Annotated in this window: 18 protein-coding genes; 3 read left to right on the top strand and 15 right to left on the bottom strand. The window is 71.1% G+C overall.

The window, feature by feature from the left end:
- Positions 1-88: 88 nt before the first annotated feature.
- Positions 89-1066, top strand: a complete 978-nt coding sequence (locus ACY34M_RS09220) for a sigma-70 family RNA polymerase sigma factor (RefSeq protein WP_462716085.1) — start codon at positions 89-91, stop codon at positions 1064-1066.
- On the opposite strand, the gene ACY34M_RS09215 is transcribed toward ACY34M_RS09220, so the two are convergent.
- A complete protein-coding gene (locus tag ACY34M_RS09215) occupies positions 977-1375 on the bottom strand; it encodes an STAS domain-containing protein (protein WP_462716086.1) in 399 nt (132 codons plus the stop codon). The two genes, ACY34M_RS09220 and ACY34M_RS09215, sit on opposite strands and share 90 nt — an antisense overlap.
- Positions 1376-1505: 130 nt before the next feature.
- Here ACY34M_RS09215 and ACY34M_RS09210 point away from each other — a divergent pair, with 130 nt between their 5' ends.
- A complete protein-coding gene (locus ACY34M_RS09210) occupies positions 1506-2438 on the top strand; it encodes an AEC family transporter (protein WP_462716087.1) in 933 nt (310 codons plus the stop codon).
- A 42-nt stretch (positions 2439-2480) separates the two neighbouring features.
- Here ACY34M_RS09210 and ACY34M_RS09205 read toward each other — a convergent pair whose 3' ends face one another.
- Positions 2481-3758 carry a thymidine phosphorylase gene (locus ACY34M_RS09205; protein ID WP_462716088.1) on the bottom strand — a complete coding sequence of 426 codons (1278 nt, stop codon included), beginning with the start codon at positions 3756-3758 and terminating at the stop codon, positions 2481-2483.
- Positions 3759-3914: 156 nt separating this feature from the next.
- On the opposite strand from ACY34M_RS09205, the gene ACY34M_RS09200 reads away from it, so the two are divergent.
- A complete protein-coding gene (locus tag ACY34M_RS09200) occupies positions 3915-4616 on the top strand; it encodes a DNA alkylation repair protein (protein WP_462716089.1) in 702 nt (233 codons plus the stop codon).
- 10 nt (positions 4617-4626) lie between these two features.
- Here ACY34M_RS09200 and ACY34M_RS09195 read toward each other — a convergent pair whose 3' ends face one another.
- From ACY34M_RS09195 to ACY34M_RS09135, 13 genes are all read right to left on the bottom strand, one after another.
- A complete protein-coding gene (locus tag ACY34M_RS09195) occupies positions 4627-5499 on the bottom strand; it encodes an RNA polymerase sigma-70 factor (RefSeq protein WP_462716595.1) in 873 nt (290 codons plus the stop codon).
- Positions 5499-6050: a carboxymuconolactone decarboxylase family protein gene (locus ACY34M_RS09190; RefSeq protein WP_462716090.1), complete on the bottom strand. Its 552-nt coding sequence runs from the start codon at positions 6048-6050 to the stop codon at positions 5499-5501. Before ACY34M_RS09190 ends, ACY34M_RS09195 begins: the two co-directional genes overlap by 1 nt.
- A 116-nt stretch (positions 6051-6166) precedes the next feature.
- Positions 6167-6553 carry a cytidine deaminase gene (locus ACY34M_RS09185; protein ID WP_462716091.1) on the bottom strand — a complete coding sequence of 129 codons (387 nt, stop codon included), beginning with the start codon at positions 6551-6553 and terminating at the stop codon, positions 6167-6169.
- Positions 6550-7815 (bottom strand): ABC transporter permease, encoded by a 1266-nt coding sequence (locus ACY34M_RS09180; protein ID WP_462716092.1) that lies wholly within the window; start codon positions 7813-7815, stop codon positions 6550-6552. Before ACY34M_RS09180 ends, ACY34M_RS09185 begins: the two co-directional genes overlap by 4 nt.
- On the bottom strand, positions 7812-8948 hold the full coding sequence (locus ACY34M_RS09175; protein WP_462716596.1) for an ABC transporter permease: 1137 nt from the start codon (positions 8946-8948) through the stop codon (positions 7812-7814). The genes ACY34M_RS09180 and ACY34M_RS09175 overlap by 4 nt, the downstream gene beginning before the upstream one ends.
- Positions 8949-8953: 5 nt before the next feature.
- Entirely contained in the window at positions 8954-10537 is a 1584-nt protein-coding gene (locus tag ACY34M_RS09170; RefSeq protein WP_462716597.1) for an ABC transporter ATP-binding protein, read from the bottom strand.
- 153 nt (positions 10538-10690) lie between these two features.
- Positions 10691-11746, bottom strand: coding sequence for a BMP family lipoprotein (locus ACY34M_RS09165; protein ID WP_462716093.1), 1056 nt, complete (start codon positions 11744-11746; stop codon positions 10691-10693).
- A gap of 197 nt (positions 11747-11943) precedes the next feature.
- On the bottom strand, positions 11944-13005 hold the full coding sequence (locus ACY34M_RS09160; RefSeq protein WP_462716094.1) for a BMP family lipoprotein: 1062 nt from the start codon (positions 13003-13005) through the stop codon (positions 11944-11946).
- A gap of 231 nt (positions 13006-13236) precedes the next feature.
- On the bottom strand, positions 13237-14487 hold the full coding sequence (locus ACY34M_RS09155) for an amidohydrolase (RefSeq protein ID WP_462716095.1): 1251 nt from the start codon (positions 14485-14487) through the stop codon (positions 13237-13239).
- Between the two features lie 139 nt (positions 14488-14626).
- On the bottom strand, positions 14627-15799 hold the full coding sequence (locus ACY34M_RS09150) for a Cmx/CmrA family chloramphenicol efflux MFS transporter (RefSeq protein WP_462716096.1): 1173 nt from the start codon (positions 15797-15799) through the stop codon (positions 14627-14629).
- 233 nt (positions 15800-16032) lie between these two features.
- On the bottom strand, positions 16033-17058 hold the full coding sequence (locus tag ACY34M_RS09145; protein ID WP_462716097.1) for a hypothetical protein: 1026 nt from the start codon (positions 17056-17058) through the stop codon (positions 16033-16035).
- 79 nt (positions 17059-17137) lie between these two features.
- Positions 17138-18082, bottom strand: a complete 945-nt coding sequence (locus tag ACY34M_RS09140; RefSeq protein WP_462716098.1) for an N-acetylneuraminate synthase family protein — start codon at positions 18080-18082, stop codon at positions 17138-17140.
- Between the two features lie 14 nt (positions 18083-18096).
- Positions 18097-19380 (bottom strand): cytidylyltransferase domain-containing protein, encoded by a 1284-nt coding sequence (locus tag ACY34M_RS09135; RefSeq protein WP_462716099.1) that lies wholly within the window; start codon positions 19378-19380, stop codon positions 18097-18099.
- Positions 19381-19387 lie beyond the last annotated feature (7 nt).

Below are 19387 nucleotides of genomic sequence, written 5' to 3'. Positions count from 1 at the left end.
GGCATTTTCCCGGTCCGGAGGCCGTTGTCAGTGGGCTGCGGTAGCTTTCCTCGTGCTGGAACTCACAGCGGCGATGGGGGCGTTGGACATGAGTGACACCGCGACGAAGGCCGGGCTCGACGATCTGGAGAAGCACCGGGTCGAGCTGACGGGGTACTGCTATCGGATGCTGGGCTCGGCGTTCGAGGCCGAGGACGCCGTGCAGGACACGATGGTGCGGGCCTGGCGCAGCTTCGACAAGTTCGAGGGCCGCTCCTCCTTGCGCTCCTGGCTCTACCGCATCGCGACGAACGTGTGCCTGGACTCGCTGAACGCGGGGAACAGGCGGGCCCGGCCGATGGATCTGACGGCGGCGGCGCCGCTCGCCCGGGCCGCGCTGAATCCGCGCCCCGACAATGTGTGGCTGGAGCCCGTCCCGGACGCGCGCGTGCTGCCGACGGTGCACGATCCGGCGGAGGCGGCCGTGGCGCGGGAGTCGGTGCGGCTCGCGTTCGTCGCGGCGCTCCAGAAGCTGCCGCCGAAGCAGCGGGCGGTGCTGATCCTGCGGGAGGTCCTGGCCTGGCGGGCGCAGGAGGTCGCGGACCTGCTCGACACCTCGGTGGCGTCGGTGAACAGCGCGCTGCAGCGGGCCCGGGCGACGCTCGCGGAGGCACCGCCCGCGGACTCCGCGACCGCCGACCCGCTCGACGAGGAGCAGCAGAAGCTCCTGGAGCGCTACATAGCGGCGTTCGAGGGCTACGACATGAAGGCGCTGACCGAGCTGCTCGCCGAGGACGCCATCATGACGATGCCGCCGTTCGACCTGTGGCTTCGCGGCCCCGAGGACATCACGGGCTTCATGACCACGATCGGCGCGTCCTGCGCGGGTTCGCGGCTGCTGCCGGTGGTGTCGAACGGGACGCCGGCCTTCGCCCACTACAAGCCGGATCCGGACAAGGGAGGCTTCGCGCCCTGGGCGATCCAGGTCATCGAGTTCTCAGCCGGGAGGATCGCGGGGTACCACTGCTTCCTCGACACCCAGCGCTGGTTCCCGCTGTTCGGCGTCCCCGACCACCTCGACGCCTGAGTCCTGGCCGGCCGTCGCTGACAGCACGTCGGTCAGACCGGCGAGTTCGAGGAGCACGGCGAGTCCCGCGGGCGGGTCGCGGAGCACCATCCGTGATCCGGCGCGGCGGGCGGCGAGGTGCATCCGGGCGAGCGCGTCGAGGGTCGTGAGATCGGCGGTGGTCACGCCGGAGACGTCGCAGATCACGGTCTGCGCGTCGGCCAGCGCGGCGTTGAAGCGCTCGTTCAGGCGGGGTGCGTCGCCGGAGCGGATGGGCCCGGCGAGCACCACGACGGGAGAGGACTGGGGAGAAGGGGAGGAAGCAGCCACGTACGAATGACCGTGCGGCTGCGCGGAATTCATCGGTCACGCCCCCGCATGGATGCGTGGGTTGGATCACGTTGATTCGAATAGTGGATCAACGTTGACCGTCGATCCGTCCACGACGGAGTCTTGACGGGTGCAGGGGGTACTCAACGGTTTCGCGGTCATCGCGATCGTCATCGCGGTTGGCTACGTCATCGGACGGCGCGGCTATCTGGGTGCCAACGGCCGTGAGGTCCTGAACAAGCTGGCGTTCCATGTGGCGTCGCCCGCGCTCCTGTTCACCATGCTGGCCAAGGCGGACCTGGCCGTGATCCTGTCGCCGAGCCTGCTGGTCACGGCGCTCTCCACGGCGGTGGTGGCCGGGATCTTCATCGCGGTGGGCGTCCTGCGCGGCTGGGGTACGGGCCGCACCACGATCGGCGCGCTGTGCTCGTCGCTGGTGAACTCCGGGAACCTGGGCATCCCCATCGCGGTGTACGTCCTCGGTGACGCCTCGCTGGTCGCCCCGGTCCTCCTCTTCCAGCAGCTCGTCGTGACGCCGGTGGCGCTGACGGTGCTCGACCTGTCGGAGGCCGCGTCGGGCACGGAGCGGCTGACGTGGGGCCAGCGGCTGCTCACGCCGTTCCGGAACCCGGTCGCGATCGGTTCGCTCTCGGGGGTGCTGGTGTCGGCCACGGGGATCACGGTCCCCGGCCCGATCTTCGACCCGCTGGAGCTCATCGCGAACATGTCCGTGCCGGGGATCCTGATCGCGTTCGGCATCTCGCTGTGCGGGAGTTCCTGGCCGGGCGGCCGGGGCGCGGACCGGGTGCCGGTGCTGCTGTCGACGGCCCTGAAGGCGGTGGGTCAGCCGGTGGTGGCGTGGGCGCTGGCCTCGTTCGTCTTCGGCCTGCACGGGGCGCGGCTGCTCGACGTCGTGGTGACGTCGGCCCTCCCGGCGGCCCAGAACATCTTCACGTACGCGAGCCGCTACCGGGTGGGCGAGCGCCTGGCGCGGGAGTCGATCCTGCTGTCGACGATGGCGTCGGTACCGGCGCTGGTGGTGGTGGCGGCGCTGCTGGGGTGACCCGCGCGGCTGCCGGGCCGCGGGTCACCCCGACGGCAGCCGTCAGCCGATCCGCTCCAGCACGATGGGGCGCGCCGTGAAGTCCGTACCGGCGGGCGCGATGTCGTACGCCCCCTCCACCGCTTCGAGCGCGTACGGGAAGCGCTCGGGGGTGTCCGTGTGGAGGGTCATGAGGGCCTGGCCCGCGAAGACCGAGTCGCCGGGCTTGGCGTGCAGTTCGACGCCCGCCGCCGCCTGCACCGGGTCCTCCTTGCGGGAGCGGCCCGCGCCGAGGCGCCAGGCGGCGAGGCCGACACCCATCGCGTCGAGGCGGGTGAGCACGCCGGACTCGGCCGCCGTCACCACGTGCGTCTCGCGGGCCGTGGGCAGCGCCGCGTCCGGGTCGCCGCCCTGCGCCGCGATCATCCGCCGCCACGCGTCCATCGCGCGGCCGTCGGCGAGTGCCTTCGCCGGGTCGGCGTCCTTCAGGCCCGCCGCGTCGAGCATCTCGCGGGCGAGGGCGAGGGTCAGTTCCACGACGTCGTCGGGGCCGCCGCCCGCCAACACCTCGACGGATTCCCGGACTTCGAGCGCGTTGCCCGCGGTCAGGCCCAGCGGGGTGTTCATGTCGGTGACGAGGGCGACCGTCGGCAGCCCGTGGTCCGCGCCCAACCCGACCATGGTGCGGGCCAGTTCGCGGGCCGGCCCGATCTCCTTCATGAAGGCACCGGAGCCGACCTTCACGTCGAGGACCAGCGAGCCGGTGCCCTCCGCGATCTTCTTCGACATGATCGAGGACGCGATCAGCGGGATGCACTCGACCGTGGCCGTGACGTCGCGCAGCGCGTAGAGCTTCTTGTCGGCGGGGGCGAGGCCGCTGCCGGGCGCGCAGACGACCGCGCCGACGTCCTCCAGGGTGCGCATCATCTCGTCGTTGGTGATGTCCGCGCGCCAGCCGGGGATCGCCTCCAGCTTGTCGAGCGTGCCGCCGGTGTGGCCGAGGCCGCGCCCCGACAGCTGCGGCACGGCGGCCCCGCAGGCCGCGACGAGGGGCGCGAGCGGCAGCGTGATCTTGTCGCCGACGCCGCCCGTGGAGTGCTTGTCGGCGGCGGGCCGCGCGAGGACCGAAAAGTCCATCCGCTCCCCGGAGTTGATCATCGCGGCGGTCCACCGGGCGATCTCCGCGCGGTCCATCCCGTTCAGGAAGATCGCCATGGCGAGGGCCGACATCTGCTCGTCGGCGACCTCGCCCCGCGTGTACGCGTCGACGACCCAGTCGATCTGCGCGTCGGAGAGCCGCCCGCGGTCCCGCTTCGTACGGATGACGGAGATGACGTCCATGGCAAATCCTCCAACGGTTCAGCACAGCGTGTCGCACACCGGCACGCTCCACGGGCTCGGCGGCGACTCTACGCGCATAGACGCCTCGCGTGAAGTGCCCGGCCCGCCCCTCCCCCGTACGGTGGGATCCCACCCCGTGAACGACAGGAGACCGTGGTGTCCGAGACCACGCCGACGGCGACCGCGCAGACGGTGCGCGAGCTGCTCGACGAGTTGGCCGGGCTCGAGGATCCGAAGGCCCGTGCCGTCAACGAGAGGCACGGCGACGACCACGGTGTGAACCTGAGCAGGCTGCGCGCCGTCGCCAAGCGCCTGGGGACCCGGCAGGACCTCGCCGTCGGGCTCTGGGCGAGCGGCGACACGGCGGCCCGGCTGCTCGCCCTCCTCGTCTGCCGCCCGAAGGCGTTCGACGAGGGCGGGCTGGACGCCATGCTGCGCGAGGCCCGCGCCCCGAAGGTGCGGGACTGGCTGATCAGCTATGTGGTGAGGAAGAGCCCGCACGCCGAGGCGCTGCGCGTGGCCTGGCTCGACGACGAGGATCCGGTGGCCGCCGCCGCGGGCTGGGCGCTGACGGCGGACCGCGTGACGAAGAAGCCGGCCGGACTCGACCTTCCCGCCCTGCTCGACGTGATCGAGGCGGAGATGGGCGACGCTCCGGAGCGCCCGCAGTGGGCGATGAACACCTGCCTCGCCCAGATCGGCATCGCCCACCCCGCGCACCGCGCCCGCGCCGTCGCGATCGGCGAGCGCCTCGGCGTCCTCAAGGACTACCCGACGTCGCCCGGGTGCACGTCCCCGTACGCCCCGACGTGGATCGCGGAGATCGTGCGGCGGCAGGACGGGAAGCGGCGGGCCTGAGCGCCGGTGCTCATCTGGCCAGGTCCGCCTCCTCGTCGATGCGGGTCAGCTTGACCGGGTTGCGGACCACGTAGATGTGCGTGATCCGGTCGTCCTCCACCACCACGCTCACCGCCGCCGGTTCGCCGTCGAACTCGACGCGCGCCGCGGGGGACGCGTTGAACCACACCGGGATCGCCGCCAGTTCGGCCACCTTGGTCCGCGCCGTCGCGAGCAGTTTCGCCACGACGTCGACGCCGTGCAGCGGAAGCAGCGCCGCGGCCACGTGCCCGCCGCCGTCGGCGATCATCACCACGTCCGGGGCCATGACCTCCATCAGGCCCTGGAGGTCGCCCGTGCGCAGGGACGCCAGGAACCGCTCCACCACCGCCTGCTGTTCCGCGCGTGCCACCCGCACGCGCGGCTGCCGCGCCGCCACGTGGTCGCGGGCCCGCCGCGCGATCTGCCGCACGGTGGCCGCCGATCTGCCGACGGCCTCGGCGATCTCCCCGTACGGGACGTCGAAGACCTCGCGGAGGACGAAGACCGCGCGTTCCGTGGGCCCGAGGGTTTCCAGGACGGTGAGGAGCGCGAGGGAGACGCTCTCCGCAAGCTCCACGTCCTCCGCCACGTCGGGGCTGGTGAGGAGGGGTTCCGGGAGCCATTGGCCGACGTAGTCCTCGCGGCGGCGGGACAGCGTCCGCAGCCGGTTGAGGGACTGGCGGGTGACGATCCGGACGAGGTACGCGCGCGGGTCGCGCACCCCGGTCCGGTCCGCGTCGGCCCACCGCAGCCAGGACTCCTGCAGCACGTCCTCCGCGTCGGCCGCCGAGCCGAGCATCTCGTAGGCGACCGTGAAGAGCAGGCTGCGGTGGGTGACGAAGGGGTCCGTCCGCTCCTCCATCAGGCGCGCGCCGTCAGGGGGATCTCGCACGCCTCCGAGAAGCCCTGCGAGCTGATGCCGTGGGCCGTGTTGCCGCGCGTCGAGAAGTTGACGAAGGCGATGTACGTGGTGAGTTCGACCATCGCCGCCGGTCCGAGCCGGTCGAGCAGGCCCGCGTACAGCTCGTCGGTGACGGTCGGCGGGGTGCTGGTCATGGCCTCGGCGTACTCCATGACGTCCCGCTCCAGCGGGGTGAAGGCGTCGGAGTCGCGCCAGCGCGGGACCTGGCTCGCCTTCGTCAGGTCCAGCTTCTCGTTCCGCGCCTGGAAGTAGCCGACGTCGAGGCACCAGCTGCAGCCGACCTGCGCCGCGACCGCCATGTGCGCGAACGACTTGAGGCTCGCGTCGGCCGCGTCCCACTGGGCGACCTGACGGCCGAGGCCGAGGCCGTCCTGTGCGACCTTCGGGTTGTGCCAGAGCACTTCGGCGGGCTCCATGACCGCGCCGAGCTGGTCGACCATGCCCTGCTTGAGCTCGTCGGGGAGTTCCGCCTTCGCGATACGAAGCGCCATGGTGTGCGTCCTCTCGGGACCGTCGCCGGCCGGGCTCTTCCCGGCCGTTCGACATGAAGACACCGAAGGGCCCGCGCGTGTGACATCCACAGCGCGCGGGCCCCGGCCGGCTCCCGTCAGTTCAGGTGCTCGGGGCCGAACGCCTCGGGCAGCATCTCCCCCAGCGTCCGCACCCCCGCCCCGGTCTCCAGCAGCAGCTCCCGGCCCCCGAACTCGTACAGGAGCTGGCGGCAGCGGCCGCACGGCATCAGCAGTTCGCCCTTGCCGTCCACGCACGTGAAGTGGGTGAGGCGGCCGCCGCCGGTGGCGACGAGCTGCGAGACGAGTCCGCACTCGGCGCACAGGCCGAGGCCGTAACTGGCGTTCTCGACGTTGCAGCCGGTGACGGTGCGACCGTCGTCGACGCGGGCGGCCGCGCCGACCGGGAAGCCGGAGTACGGGGCGTAGGCCTGCGCCATCGCCTCGCGCGCCGCCTTCCTCAGGTCCTCCCAGTCAACGCTCACGCGCCCTGGCCCTTCCGGTACGGCTGGCCGTTCGCCCTCGGCATCCGCAGGCGCTGGGCCGAGAAGGAGAGGACCAGCAGCGTGGCGATGTACGGGACAGCGGTGACGAGCTGCTGCGGGACATCGTCGGTGGTCGCGTACCAGACTGCCGCACCGGCGGCGGCCACGGCGCAGACGACACCGGCGACGTACTTCTTCTTGACCAGCGTCCAGATCGCGGCGATGACCAGGAGCATGGCCACGAGGAGGAGCAGCGCGTGGACGTTCTCCGTGCCGCCGCGCAGCCGGAGGCTGTCGGTGTAGCCGAACAGGCCCGCGCCGAGGGCGAGTCCGCCCGGCATCCAGTTGCCGAAGATCATCGCGGCGAGGCCGATGTAGCCCTTTCCGGCCGTCTGCCCCTCCAGGTAGAAGGGGTTCGCGACGATCGACAGGAACGCGCCGCCGAGGCCCGCGAGGCCTCCCGAGACGATGACCGCCAGGTACTTGTACTTGATCACGTTCACGCCGAGGGACTCGGCCGCGACCGGGTTCTCGCCGCAGGAGCGCAGGCGCAGTCCGAACGAGGTGCGCCACAGCACCCACCACGTGAACGGGATCAGGGCGACCGCGACGATCGTCAGCGGCGACAGGTCCGTGACCAGTCCGCCGAGCAGGCCCGCGATGTCCGAGACCAGGAACCAGTGCTGTTCGTTCAGGGTCGTCAGCCAGTCGGACAGGCCGGGGACGGAGAACGTGCCGAGCGAGTCGACCGGCGGGGACTGCTTCGTCGTGCCGCCCTCGACGCCCTCGAACGTGAAGTTGGAGAGGTAGCGGGTGGCGCCGAGCGCGAGGATGTTGATGGCCACACCGGACACGATGTGGTTCACGTTGAAGGTGACCGTGACGACCGCGTGCAGCAGTCCGCCGAGCGCGCCGCCGATGATGCCGGCGCAGACGCCGACCCACGGGCCCCACTGGTAACCGGCCCAGGCGCCGAACCACGTGCCGAGGATCAGCATGCCTTCAAGGCCGATGTTGACCACGCCCGCGCGCTCGGACCACAGACCGCCGAGGCCCGCGAGGCCGATGGGCACGGCGAGTTGGAGGGCCGTGGCCATCTGGCTGACGTTGGTGATGCCGTCGGCGCCCGTGATCAGGCGGACCACGGAGGTCAGGACGAGCACGCCCGCGATGGCGATCATCAGGACCGGCAGCGAGAGCTTTCGGCGGCCGCCGGGTGCGGGCTGCGACGCGGCCTTCTTGTCGACGAGAACCGTACTCATCGGGCAGCCACCTCCTTCTCCGTGTCGTTGCTGTGGTTGTTCTCGGCCGCCGCGACCGCGAGTTCGATGCCGACCCTGCGCTGCTGGCGGCGCTGGCCCCAGACGCGGACGGCCTCGTAGGAGACCACCACGGCGATCGTGATGATGCCCTGCATGATCACCGCGATCTCCTTGTCGTAGCCCTGCAGGTCGAGTTCCTGCGAGGCCTTCTCCAGCCAGGAGATGAGGAGCGCGGCGAAGGCGATGCCGACCGGCGAGTTCCGGCCGAGCAGGGCGATGGTGATGCCCTGGAAGCCGATCGTCGTCGGGAAGGTGAGCGAGTACGTGTGCGTGTCGCCGAGCAGCAGCGGCAGACCGGCCAGGCCCGCGAGTCCGCCGGAGACCAGCATCGCGGTGAGGACCATGCGCTTGGCGTCCACACCCGAGGCGGCGGCGGCCGACTCGGAGGCGCCCGTCGCGCGCAGGTCGAAGCCGAAGCGGGTGCGGCCCAGGACGAACCAGTACGCGACACCGAGCAGCGCGGCGATGACCACGAAGCCGTAGATCTCGCCCGCGGCCCCCATGTTGATGCCGGGGAACCAGCCGGACTCGTGCATCACGCCGGTCGTCTTGTTGTTGCCGACCTGCACGCCGAAGACGCTGGGCAGGTAGAGGTAGCCGATGACGCTGGACGCGATGGAGTTCAGCATGATCGTCGCGACGACCTCGCTGACGCCGCGCGTCACCTTCAACAGGCCCGCGATGCCCGCCCACATGGCGCCCGTGAGCATGGCGACGAGGATCAGCAGCGGCACCTGGACGATGCCGGGCAGCGCCACCTTCGCGCCGACGATCGCGGCGACCACGGCGGCGAGCCGGTACTGGCCGTCCACACCGATGTTGAAGAGGTTCATGCGGAAGCCGATGGCGACCGCGAGCGCGGCGAGGTAGTACATGCCGGCCTGGTTGATGATCAGGACCTGCACGTCCGAGAACGTCGCCTGCTCGAACATGATGCTGTACGGCTCGATCGGCGACTTGCCCGAGGCGAGCAGCACCACCGAGGTGAGGACGACGGCGGTGACGAGGGCGATGACCGGGCCCGCCACGCCGAGGAGCAGCCGCTCCTTGTCGAACTTCTTCGTCGAGCTCATGGCCATCAGGACTCGTCCTCCGGCTGCCGGGCCGCCGGAATGTCGGCGCCTTCTTCGTCTACGTGTTCCAGGTGTCCCGAGGCCGCGCCGGTCATGGCCGAACCCAGCTCCTCGGGCGTGATCGTGGCCGGGTCGGCGTCGGCGACGAGCCGCCCCCGGTACATCACGCGCAGGGTGTCGGACAGGCCGATCAGCTCGTCCAGGTCGGCGGAGATCAGCAGCACGGCGAGGCCCTCGCGCCGGGCCTCGCGGATCTGGTCCCAGATCTGGGCCTGCGCGCCGACGTCCACGCCGCGCGTCGGGTGGGCGGCGATGAGGAAGCGCGGCTTGTGGCTCATCTCGCGGCCGACGATGAGCTTCTGCTGGTTGCCGCCGGACAGGGACGCCGCGGTGACGTCGATGCCGGGGGTGCGGACGTCGTACTCCTGCACGATGCGGCGGGTGTCCGCCTGCGCCGCCTTGATGTCGATGAGCACGCCGCGCGCGTTCGGCTTCTCGGTGACGTGGCCGAGGATCCGGTTCTCCCACAGCGGCGATTCGAGGAGCAGCCCGTGCCGGTGGCGGTCCTCGGGGATGTAGCCGATGCCCTGCTCGCGGCGTCTGCGGGTGGCCCAGGAGGTGATCTCCTCACCGTCCAGCGCGATGGTCCCGGAGTCGGCGTGCTTGAGGCCGATGAGCGCGTCGATCAGCTCGGTCTGCCCGTTGCCCTCGACGCCCGCGAGGCCCAGGACCTCGCCCGCGTGGATGGTGAACGAGATGTCGTCGAGCAGCGGGCGGCCGCCCTCGGCGTCGAGCCGCAGCCCGCTCACCTCGATGACGGGGCGGTCGGTGACGGTCGACTCGGCGGTCTCCGGCGTGGGGAGTTCGGAGCCGACCATCAGCTCGGCGAGCTGCTTCGGCGTGGTCTCGGCGGGGACGGCGGTGCCGACCGTCGTGCCGCGCCGGATGACGGTGATCTCGTCGGCCACGGAGAGGACTTCGCCGAGCTTGTGCGAGATGAAGATGACGGACAGGCCCTCGGCCTTGAGTTCGCGCAGGTTGTCGAAGAGCGCGTCGACCTCCTGCGGCACGAGCACGGCGGTCGGCTCGTCGAGGATCAGCGTGGTGGCGCCCCGGTAGAGGACCTTGAGGATCTCCACGCGCTGCCGGTCGGCGACGCCCAGGTCCTCGACGCGGACGTCGGGCCGGACGTTCAGGTGGTACCGCTCGGATATCTCGACGATCTTGCGGCGGGCCCGCGCCCCGATCCCGTACAGCTTCTCGCTGCCGAGCACCACGTTCTCGAGGACCGTGAGGTTGTCGGCGAGCATGAAGTGCTGGTGCACCATGCCGATGCCGCGCGCGATGGCGTCGGCGGGCGAGGAGTACGTGACGGTGGTCCCGTCGATGGCGATGGTGCCCTCGTCCGGCTTCTGCATGCCGTAGAGGATCTTCATCAGGGTCGACTTGCCCGCACCGTTCTCCCCGACGAGGGCGTGCACGGTGCCCTTGTGGACGGTGAGGTGGATGTCGTGGTTGGCGACGACGCCGGGGAAGCGTTTGGTGATGCCGGCCAGTTCGACGGCCGGCGGGCTGCTTGACGCGTTGATGGCGCACTCTCCTGGAGAAGGAAGGGGGCCGGGCGCCTTCACTGCGCTGGAGCCCCTACGGCTGCGAACGGGGCGCGGTGGGAGCCCCGGTGCTCACGGACCTGCCGTGAGCACAGACTCCCCGCGCCCCGTTCCGCACTCATGTCGCCGCTATTACGGCTTGCTCTGAACCTTGATCTTGCCGCTGGTGATGCCCGACTCCGCGGTCTTCAGCGCCTTCTGGATCTCCTTGTCGCCGGAGAACTTCGGGTTCGAGTCCGCGAGGCCGACCTCGCCCGACTTCAGGTCACCGGTGACGATGCCCGTCTCGGGCTTGCCATCCTGAACCGACTTGGCGAGGTTGTACACGGCCTCCGACACGTTCTTCGTCGCCGAGGTCAGGATGCTGGCCTTGTACTTGGCGAGCGCCTTCTGCTCGTACTGGTCGGAGTCCACGCCGATCGCCCAGACCTTCTTGGCGGCGGCGGCCTGGATCACGCCCTGACCGGAGAGGCCGGCCGCGTGGTAGACGACGTCGGCGCCCTTCTCGATCTGCGCGGACGCGGCGGTCTTGCCCTTGTCGGGGCTGGAGAAGCCACCCTCGTCGGCGGTCTCGGTCAGGTACTGCTTGACGACCTTGACCTTCGGGTCGGTGTCCTTCACGCCCTGCGTGAAGCCGGCCTCGAACTTGTGGATGAGGGGGACGTCGACACCGCCGACGAAGCCGACCGTGTCGGTCTTGGTGGCCTTCGCGGCGGCGACACCGGCGAGGTAGGAGGCCTCCTGCTCGCTGAAGACGAGGTCGGCGACGTTCTTCGCCTGGACCGTGGAGTCGTCGACGATGCCGAAGGTGGTGTTCGGGTACTTCGCGGCGGCGGCCTTCACGGCGGGCGCGTAGGCGTAGCCGATGCCGACGACCGGGTTGTAGCCCGCCTTGGCGAGGGAGACCAGGCGCGCGGTCTTGTCCGCGTCGGTCTCGCCGTCGGTCGGCTCCTGGTCCTCGCCCTTGTAGCCGAACTCCTTCTGGGCCTTGACCATGCCGGCGTACGCGGCGTCGTTGAACGACTGGTCGCCGCGGCCGCCGACGTCGTAGGAGATGGCGATGCCGGTGGACTTGTCGCCGTTCTTGTCCTTGGCGGCTTCGCTGGAGGTGCCGCCGCAGGCGGTGAGGGACGCGGCGAGGGCGACGGTCGCAGTGCCTGCGAGCGCGATGCGGGAAACCCGGCGCATGGAATGAGCTCCTAGAGGTACAGAGGTACGTACGAGCACCGACGACGGACCGGACGGCGCTGGCTTCGCCGCAGATTAACGCGCGTAGAACGCGCGTTGAACCCCCTCAGGAAGACCGTTATCGGTCCGTACTGCAACCGCGCCCCGGCTTCGTCGTGGAAGCCGGGGCGCGGTGCGTGCGTGGGGTGCGGTGGCGGTTACGGCTTCGTCGCCACCTTCACCTTGCCGTCGACGATGCCCTTCTTGGCCTTGTCCACCGCCGCGACCAGGCCGGGGATCTCCTTGAACTTCGGGTTGGTGTCGGTGATGCCGACGCCGCCCGCCTTCAGGTCGAACCGGGTCACACCGGACAGCGGCTTCTTGTCGTGCACCGACTTGGCCAGTTCGTAGACGGCGCGGCCGACGTCCTTCGTGGCGGACGTCAGGATGTAGTCCTTGTACTTGGCCAGCGGCTTCTGCTGGTACTGGTCGGAGTCGACGCCGATCGCGAACTTCTTCTTCGCGGCGGCGGCCTCGATCACGCCCTGCCCGGACAGGCCCGCCGCGTGGTAGATCACGTCGGCGCCCTTCTCCAGCTGGGCGGCGGCTGCGGTCTTGCCCTTGTCGGGGCTGGAGAAGCCGCCTTCCTGGGCCGTCTCGGTCAGGTACTGGGTCAGCACCTTGACCTTCGGGTCGGTGTCCTTCACGCCCTGCACGAAGCCGGCCTCGAACTTGTGGATGAGGGGGACGTCGACGCCGCCGACGTAGCCGACCGTGTTCGTCTTGGTGGCCTTGGCCGCCGCCACACCCGCGAGATACGAGCCCTGCTCCTCGCTGAAGACCAGGTCGGCGACGTTCTTCGCCTGGATCGTGGAGTCGTCGATGATGCCGAAGGTGGTCTTCGGGTACTTCGCGGCGGCGGCCTTCACGGCCGGTGCGTAGGCGAAGCCGACGCCGATGACCGGGTTGTAGCCCTTCTTCGCGAGCGAGCTGAGCCGCGCGATCTTGTCGGCGTCGCTCTCGCCGTCGCTGGGCTCCTGGTCGTCGCTCTTGTATCCGAACTCCTGGTCGGCCTTGACCATGCCCTCGTACGCGGCGTCGTTGAACGACTGGTCGCCGCGGCCACCGACGTCGTAGGAGATGGCGAGCCCGAGGTTCTTGTCCTTGGCGTCGTCGCTCGCCTTGTCCGCGCTGGTGCCGCCGCAGGCGGTGGCGGCGAGGGCGAGACCGACGACGGCGACGGACAGCTGCGTGAGCCGGGACGTACGAGATGGGCGCATGGTGAAGTGCTCCTTCGTCAACACGCCGTGTGGGGCGCTGAGTTCGGCGGAGCGTAACGCGCGTAGCGTGGCGGGTCAGGGGGTTGGGCGGCGCCGTTATCTATTTGGTGCCGGGGGCGGTTACGTTGCGGTTAACCGGTCCTCGGTCACGGAGCTCCGCCCCGGACCCCGCTGCTCAATCGCCGCAGGGGCTTGAAAAATCAAGCCCCGCCGGCGATTGAGCCCCGGCCTTCAGGCGTCCAGGAGGGCCGCCGCCGTGAAGAGTTCGACGCCGACCGTGATCGAGGACTCGTCCACGTCGAAGTCGCCCTGGTGGAGGTCGCGGGAGGTGCGGTCGGCCGGGGGCTTGACGCCGAGGCGGGCCATCGCGCCGGGGACGTGCTCCAGGTACCAGGAGAAGTCCTCGCCGCCCAGGCTCTGCTGGGTGTCCTCCGCCGAGTCCGCCCCCCGACGGGACGTCATCGCGTCACGCAACAGCTCCGCGACCACCGGGTCGTTGACCACCGGGGGGACGCCCCGGATGTAGTTCACCACCGGCTTCGCCCGGTACAGGTCCGCGATCTCCTGGATGGCGCCGTGCACCAGGTCCGGCGCCTGGCGCCACGCGTCCAGGTCCAGGCAGCGCACCGTGCCGGACAGCTCCGCGTGCTGCGGGATCACGTTGCACGCGTGACCGGTCTCCAGGCGGCCCCACGTCACGGCGAGCCCGGAGCGGGCGTCGACGCGGCGGGCGACGAGCGCCGGGACCTCCGTGGCGACCTTCGCCGCCGCGGTGACCAGGTCCGTGGTCAGGTGCGGGCGCGCGGTGTGGCCGCCGGGGCCGTCGAGCGTGACCTCCAGGCGGTCGCACGCCGACGTGATGGGACCCGGCCGGATCCCGATGCGGCCCGCGTCGACCTTCGGGTCGCAGTGCACGCCGATGATGCTCCGTACGCCCTCCAGGACCCCGCAGTCGATCGCGTCGGGCGCGCCGCCGGGCAGCACCTCCTCCGCGGGCTGGAACAGCAGCCTTACGGGATGTGGCAGTTGACCCTTGCGGTGCAGGTCCGCCAGGACGAGACCCGCCCCGAGCACGACCGTGGTGTGCACGTCGTGCCCGCAGGCGTGCGCCCGGTCCGGCACGGTCGACCGGTACGCACAGTCCGTCTTGGTGTCCGGGATCGGCAGCGCGTCGATGTCGGCCCGCAGCGCGAGCATGCCGCGCCCGCCCCGCCACTGGCCGTCCTCGGTGCCGATGTCACAGATGAGACCGGTTCCCATGCCGAGCACGCGGGGCGCGAGCCCCGCCTCCTCCAGGCGGGTCTTGAGCGCCGCGGTCGTGCGGAACTCCTGGTTGCCCAGCTCAGGGTGCTTGTGCAGGTCGCGCCGGAACGCGACGAGTTCGGCGCGGAGCGCCTCGGGCAGCGCACCCGGAAGTGCGGTGCCCGGCACGGATTCCCCGGGCTGGTCGGCCTCTGAATCACGGGACTTCAACTGGTTCACCCTCTGAAGGGTAGGGCGATGCAGGTACCAACTAACCCGCGATCAACAAAAGTTAAGCCGGATTGGGGTAAGAAATATGGTCGCGATGCGCATGTCGATCGCGCAGGAAGGGTATGAAAGCTCTTTTCGACCTGCGCCTTCAGCGTCCGACCAGGGTCTCATCGGCGGCCCTCCCTCGCATCACTCGTGCGACACACGTCACAACGAACGCGAGTCCCACGAGCAACGCGCTGACCGTCGGTGCACCCCGGTATCCGAGCCCTCCGCCGATCGCGAGCCCGCCGAGCCACGGGCCGAGCGCCGCGCCGACATTGAGGGCGGCCGTCGCGAGGCCGCCCGCGAGGGTGGGTGCGCCCGACGCCGCGTAGAGGGCCTGCGCGATCAGGGTGGAGCCGACCGCGAAGGACAGGGCGCCCTGGACGAAAGCCAGGGCGAGGACCGCCGGGGCGTGTCCCGCGAACACTCCGAAGAGGATCCAGCCGAGCAGCAGCGCCGCCCCGCCGAGCACCAGGACCCGCATCGGACGCGTGTCCGAAAGCCGGCCCGCCGCCGTGACCCCGGCGAACGAACCGAGGCCGAAGAGCGCGAGCACCGCCGGGATCCAGGCCGCCCCGGTCCCGGCGACCTCCGTGGCGAGCGGCGCCAGGTACGTGAACGTGGCGAACGTGGCGGCGTTGACCAGCGCTCCGAGCAGCAGCACCGTGAGCAGGCGCGGGCCGCGCAGGGCCCGCAGCTCCGTGCGTACGTCGCCGGGCGCGCCCGCCCCGCCCTCCGCCGGCACCGACCGCAGCACCGCGATCATCGCGGGTACGCAGATCAGCGCGACGGCCCAGAACGCGGCCCGCCAGCCCAGGAGCTGGCCGAGCAGCGCCCCGCCGGGCACGCCCGCGACGCAGGCGAGGGTGGTGCCGCCGAGCAGGATCGACGTGGCGCGGCCCTTGGCGTCGGGGGCGACCATGCCGACCGCCGTGGCGAGGGCGACCGCGAGGAATCCGGCGTTGGCGAGTGCCGCGACGACGCGCGTGCCGAGCAGAACCGGGAAGCTGCTGGTCAGGGCGCCGACGACGTGGACGAGAGCGAAGGCCAGGAGGAAGCCGAAGAGGGCCGGGCGGCGGGGCCACCGCACGGCGAGGACGGCCGTCAGCGGCGCCCCGACGACCATGCCGAGCGCGAAGGCGGACGTGAGCGCACCGGCGGCGGGGATGGAGACGCCCAGGTCATGGGCGATGTCGGGGCCGAGCCCCGAGAGCATGAACTCGGATGTGCCCTGCGCGAAGACGGCGAGGGCGAGCAGATGGAGAGCGAAAGGCACGACGGACTCCGTGACCGTGGAGAAGGGATCTGGTCGCGGTTCCGGCAGGCCGTGCGAGGGCGGTGGCGGCGACTGCGGCGTGCGTCGGCGGAGGCCCGGTCCTGGAGCGGACGGGCCTCAGCGGTGCGCGGAAGAAGGCCACCGGACGGCTGCCGGTGGCCGGAGTCTGTCGGACTCGGGGCTGGTCACGGAGGCGAGCGTACGGCCCGCGGCGGCACCCGGGCCACCGGGTTTCACACGGCCCGCACCACGCCCCGCGCGGAGCCCGCGATCCCCGCGAGGAATCCCTGCGCGTGGTCGGAGACGCCGTGGCGCAGCCACGCCGGGTCGATCTCGCACACCGCGACCTTCACGCCCGTGCCTTCGAGGGCGATGGGCAGGGTGTGCACGACGGTCGACGGGAAGCTGAGGATCGTCCGGCCTATGGGGCCGCGCCGGGCGATCAGCTCCAGCGGGAGGTCGGGGCGGACGATCTCCAGGCCGGTCTCCGCGGCGAGGCGGTGCAGTTTGTCGGCGCTCTCGCGGCGGTGCGCGAAGTAGCGGGTGGCGCCGTGCGCGCGGGCCAGTTCACGGACCGCGATCAGGTACTGCTCCAGGTCGACGACGCCCGTCTCCACGAGGGACGTGCCGACCATGTCCGCGCCGCGGGTGATGCGGGGCGGGCCGAACCGGGCGCGGGTCCAGGCGTAGTCGTTGGAGGTGACCGTGACGCCCTCGGGGACCTCGGCCACCGGCATCGACGTGAACACGGACACGGAGTCGCGGCGCGCGTGCGCGGTGAGTCTGCGGCGGGCGGCGGCCGCGACGGGCCCGAAGACGAGGTCGCGGGGGCCGGTCCTGCCGCCCCGCCGGTGCCAGCGCACGAGGGGTTCGCCGCGCACCAGTTGGGCGACGAACTCCATGGTGGCGGTGCCGTCGTCGACGACGACGAGCTCGCGGGCCCTGGTGATCGTGAGCAGCAGCTGTACGTAGCGGGAGAACGGGTCGCCGAGGACGATCCGGTGGGCCCTGCGCAGCGAGCCGGCGAGTCCGCCGATGGTCTGGAAGGGCGCGGCGGCGCCGCCGCGGGCCTCTTCCCAGCGCACGGTGTGGCCGTCCGCGCGGGCGAGTTCGGCCATGCGGCGCAGCTGGCCGCGGGTCATCGGGTCGGTGGGCGAGAGCACCACGACGGTCGCGACGACCTCCTGGTGGTGCGCCCACTCCAGGACGTTGAGGAGCTGTACCGGGCTCTCGACGAAGCACAACGTACTGCCGGACATGCGGGCCCTCCCGAGGGCGCCGGGGCGGCCGGGCGCGGTCCACGCCGCGCCCGGCCGCCCTCTGGTCGTTCCGATTTCGTCAGACACCCACCGGCTCGCCTGCGGCGACGGCGATCTCCGACTCGGCGACGACGCCCGGCACGCGGCGCAGCTTCTTCATCGGGCCGAGCTCGGACTCGTAGACCTTCTTGACGCCGTCACCGAGCGCGGTCTCGATGACGCGGATGTCGCGGACCAGGCGCTCCAGGCCCTGCGGCTCCACGGAGGCGGCCTGGTCGGAGCCCCACATGGCGCGGTCGAGGGTGATGTGGCGCTCGACGAAGGCGGCGCCGAGGGCGACGGCGGCGAGCGTGGTCTGCAGGCCGGGCTCGTGGCCGGAGTAGCCGATCGGGACGTTCGGGTACTCGTCCTGGAGCGTGTTGATGACGCGCAGGTTGAGCTCCTCGGCCTTGGCCGGGTACGTCGACGTGGCGTGGCACATCAGGATGTTGTCGGAGCCGAGGACCTCGACCGCGTGGCGGATCTGCTTCGGCGTCGACATGCCGGTGGAGAGGATGACCGTCTTGCCGGTGGCGCGCAGGGCGCGCAGCAGCTCGTCGTCGGTGAGGGACGCGGAGGCCACCTTGTGGGCGGGGACGTCGAACTTCTCCAGGAAGGCGACGGCCTCGGTGTCCCACGGGGAGGCGAACCAGTCGATGCCGCGCTTCTTGCAGTACTCGTCGATGGCCCGGTACTCGTCCTCGCCGAACTCGACGCGGTGCCGGTAGTCGATGTACGTCATCCGGCCCCAGGGGGTGTCCCGCTCGATGTCCCACTGGTCGCGCGGCGTGCAGATCTCGGGGGTGCGCTTCTGGAACTTGACGGCGTCGCAGCCGGCGTCGGCGGCGGCGTCGATGAGCCGGAAGGCGTTCTCCAGGTCACCGTTGTGGTTGATGCCGATCTCGCCGGTGATGTAGACGGGACGGCCGGGGCCGGCCTCGCGAGAACCGAAGCTGCGGATGCGGGAGTTGTTCGCGTTGGACATGGTTCTTGCGTTCCTTACTTGTCGAGGGAGTCGAGAGAAGGGCCGAGGATCCAGCTGGCGATCTCTCGGATCGCGCCTTCGCCTCCGGGGACGGTGGTGACGGCGCGTGCGGCGCCGCGCACGACGTCATGGGCGCTCGCGACCGCCACGGGCCAGCCCGCGAGGGCGAAGCACGGGAGGTCGTTGACGTCGTTGCCGACGTAGAGCACGCGCTCGGGCGCGATGCCCTGCTCCTCGCACCACTGCTTGAGTGCGAGGTCCTTGCGGTCGATGCCGTGCAGGACCGGGATCTTGAGCTTCCGGGCCCGTGCGGCGACGACCGGGTTCACTTCCGTGGACAGGATCAGCAGTTCGAGGCCGCTCCTGCGGAGGGCCGCGATGCCGAGGCCGTCACCGCGGTGCACGGTGACGAACTCCCGTCCGTCGGAGTCGATCAGCACCCTGTCGTCGGTCTGGGTGCCGTCGAAGTCGAGGACGACCGCGTCGACGTCCTCCCTGGCGGGGAGGGCGGACTGCTGGTCGAAGAGGGGGGCCAGCGCGCGGGCGCGGGCCAGGTCGTGCGGGTCGTCGATCTCCAGGACCCGCGCGGGGTCGGTGCGCACGAGCTCCGTGCGGCCGAAGAAGCGGTGCTCGTGGCGGCGGAACCCGGTGGTCTCCATGCCGTAGACGGCGCCGGTCTCCAGGAGGTCCTGGGGCCGGTCCTGGCGCATCTGGCGGCGCGACTTGTCGTGGTTGACGCCGTAGCCGCCGCCGGTCGCGGTGGTCCGGTCGGCGAGGACGGCGACGCCGCCCGCCTCGGCGGCCGCGCTGTGCACCGTGGCCGGGCGCGGCTCGTCGTCCTCATGGCGCCACACGAACCCGTGGAAGGCCGCGACCGTCAGCGCGCTGTCAGCCCCCTTGTCGAGGATCGCGCCGACCACCGCGTCGATGTCCTCCCGTACGAGGAAGGGGCTGGTGCACTGGACGAGCAGCACCACGTCGACGGCCGCGCCGTGCAGCGCCTCGTGCGCGTCCATGGCGTGCAGTACGGCCGCCTCGGAGCTGGACTTGTCGCCTGCGATGGCGGTGGGCCGGGTGACGACCTCGGCGCCCGCGTCCCGCGCGGCGGCGGCGATGGAGGAGTCGTCGGTGGAGACCACGACGTCGGTGACGTGCCGGGTGGCGAGGCACTCGCGCACGGCGCGGGCCACGAGGGGCACACCGCCGACCGGAGCCAGGTTCTTGGCCGGTACGCCCTTGGAGCCGCCGCGGGCCGGGATGACGGCGAGGACGCGCCGTACGGGCTCGGGATCGGTCATGTGCGCT

The organism is Streptomyces sp. EDA2-14 (assembly GCF_054963755.1).
The sequence above is the reverse complement of the archived record's forward strand: the minus strand, read 5'-3'. Positions and strand labels throughout refer to the sequence as shown.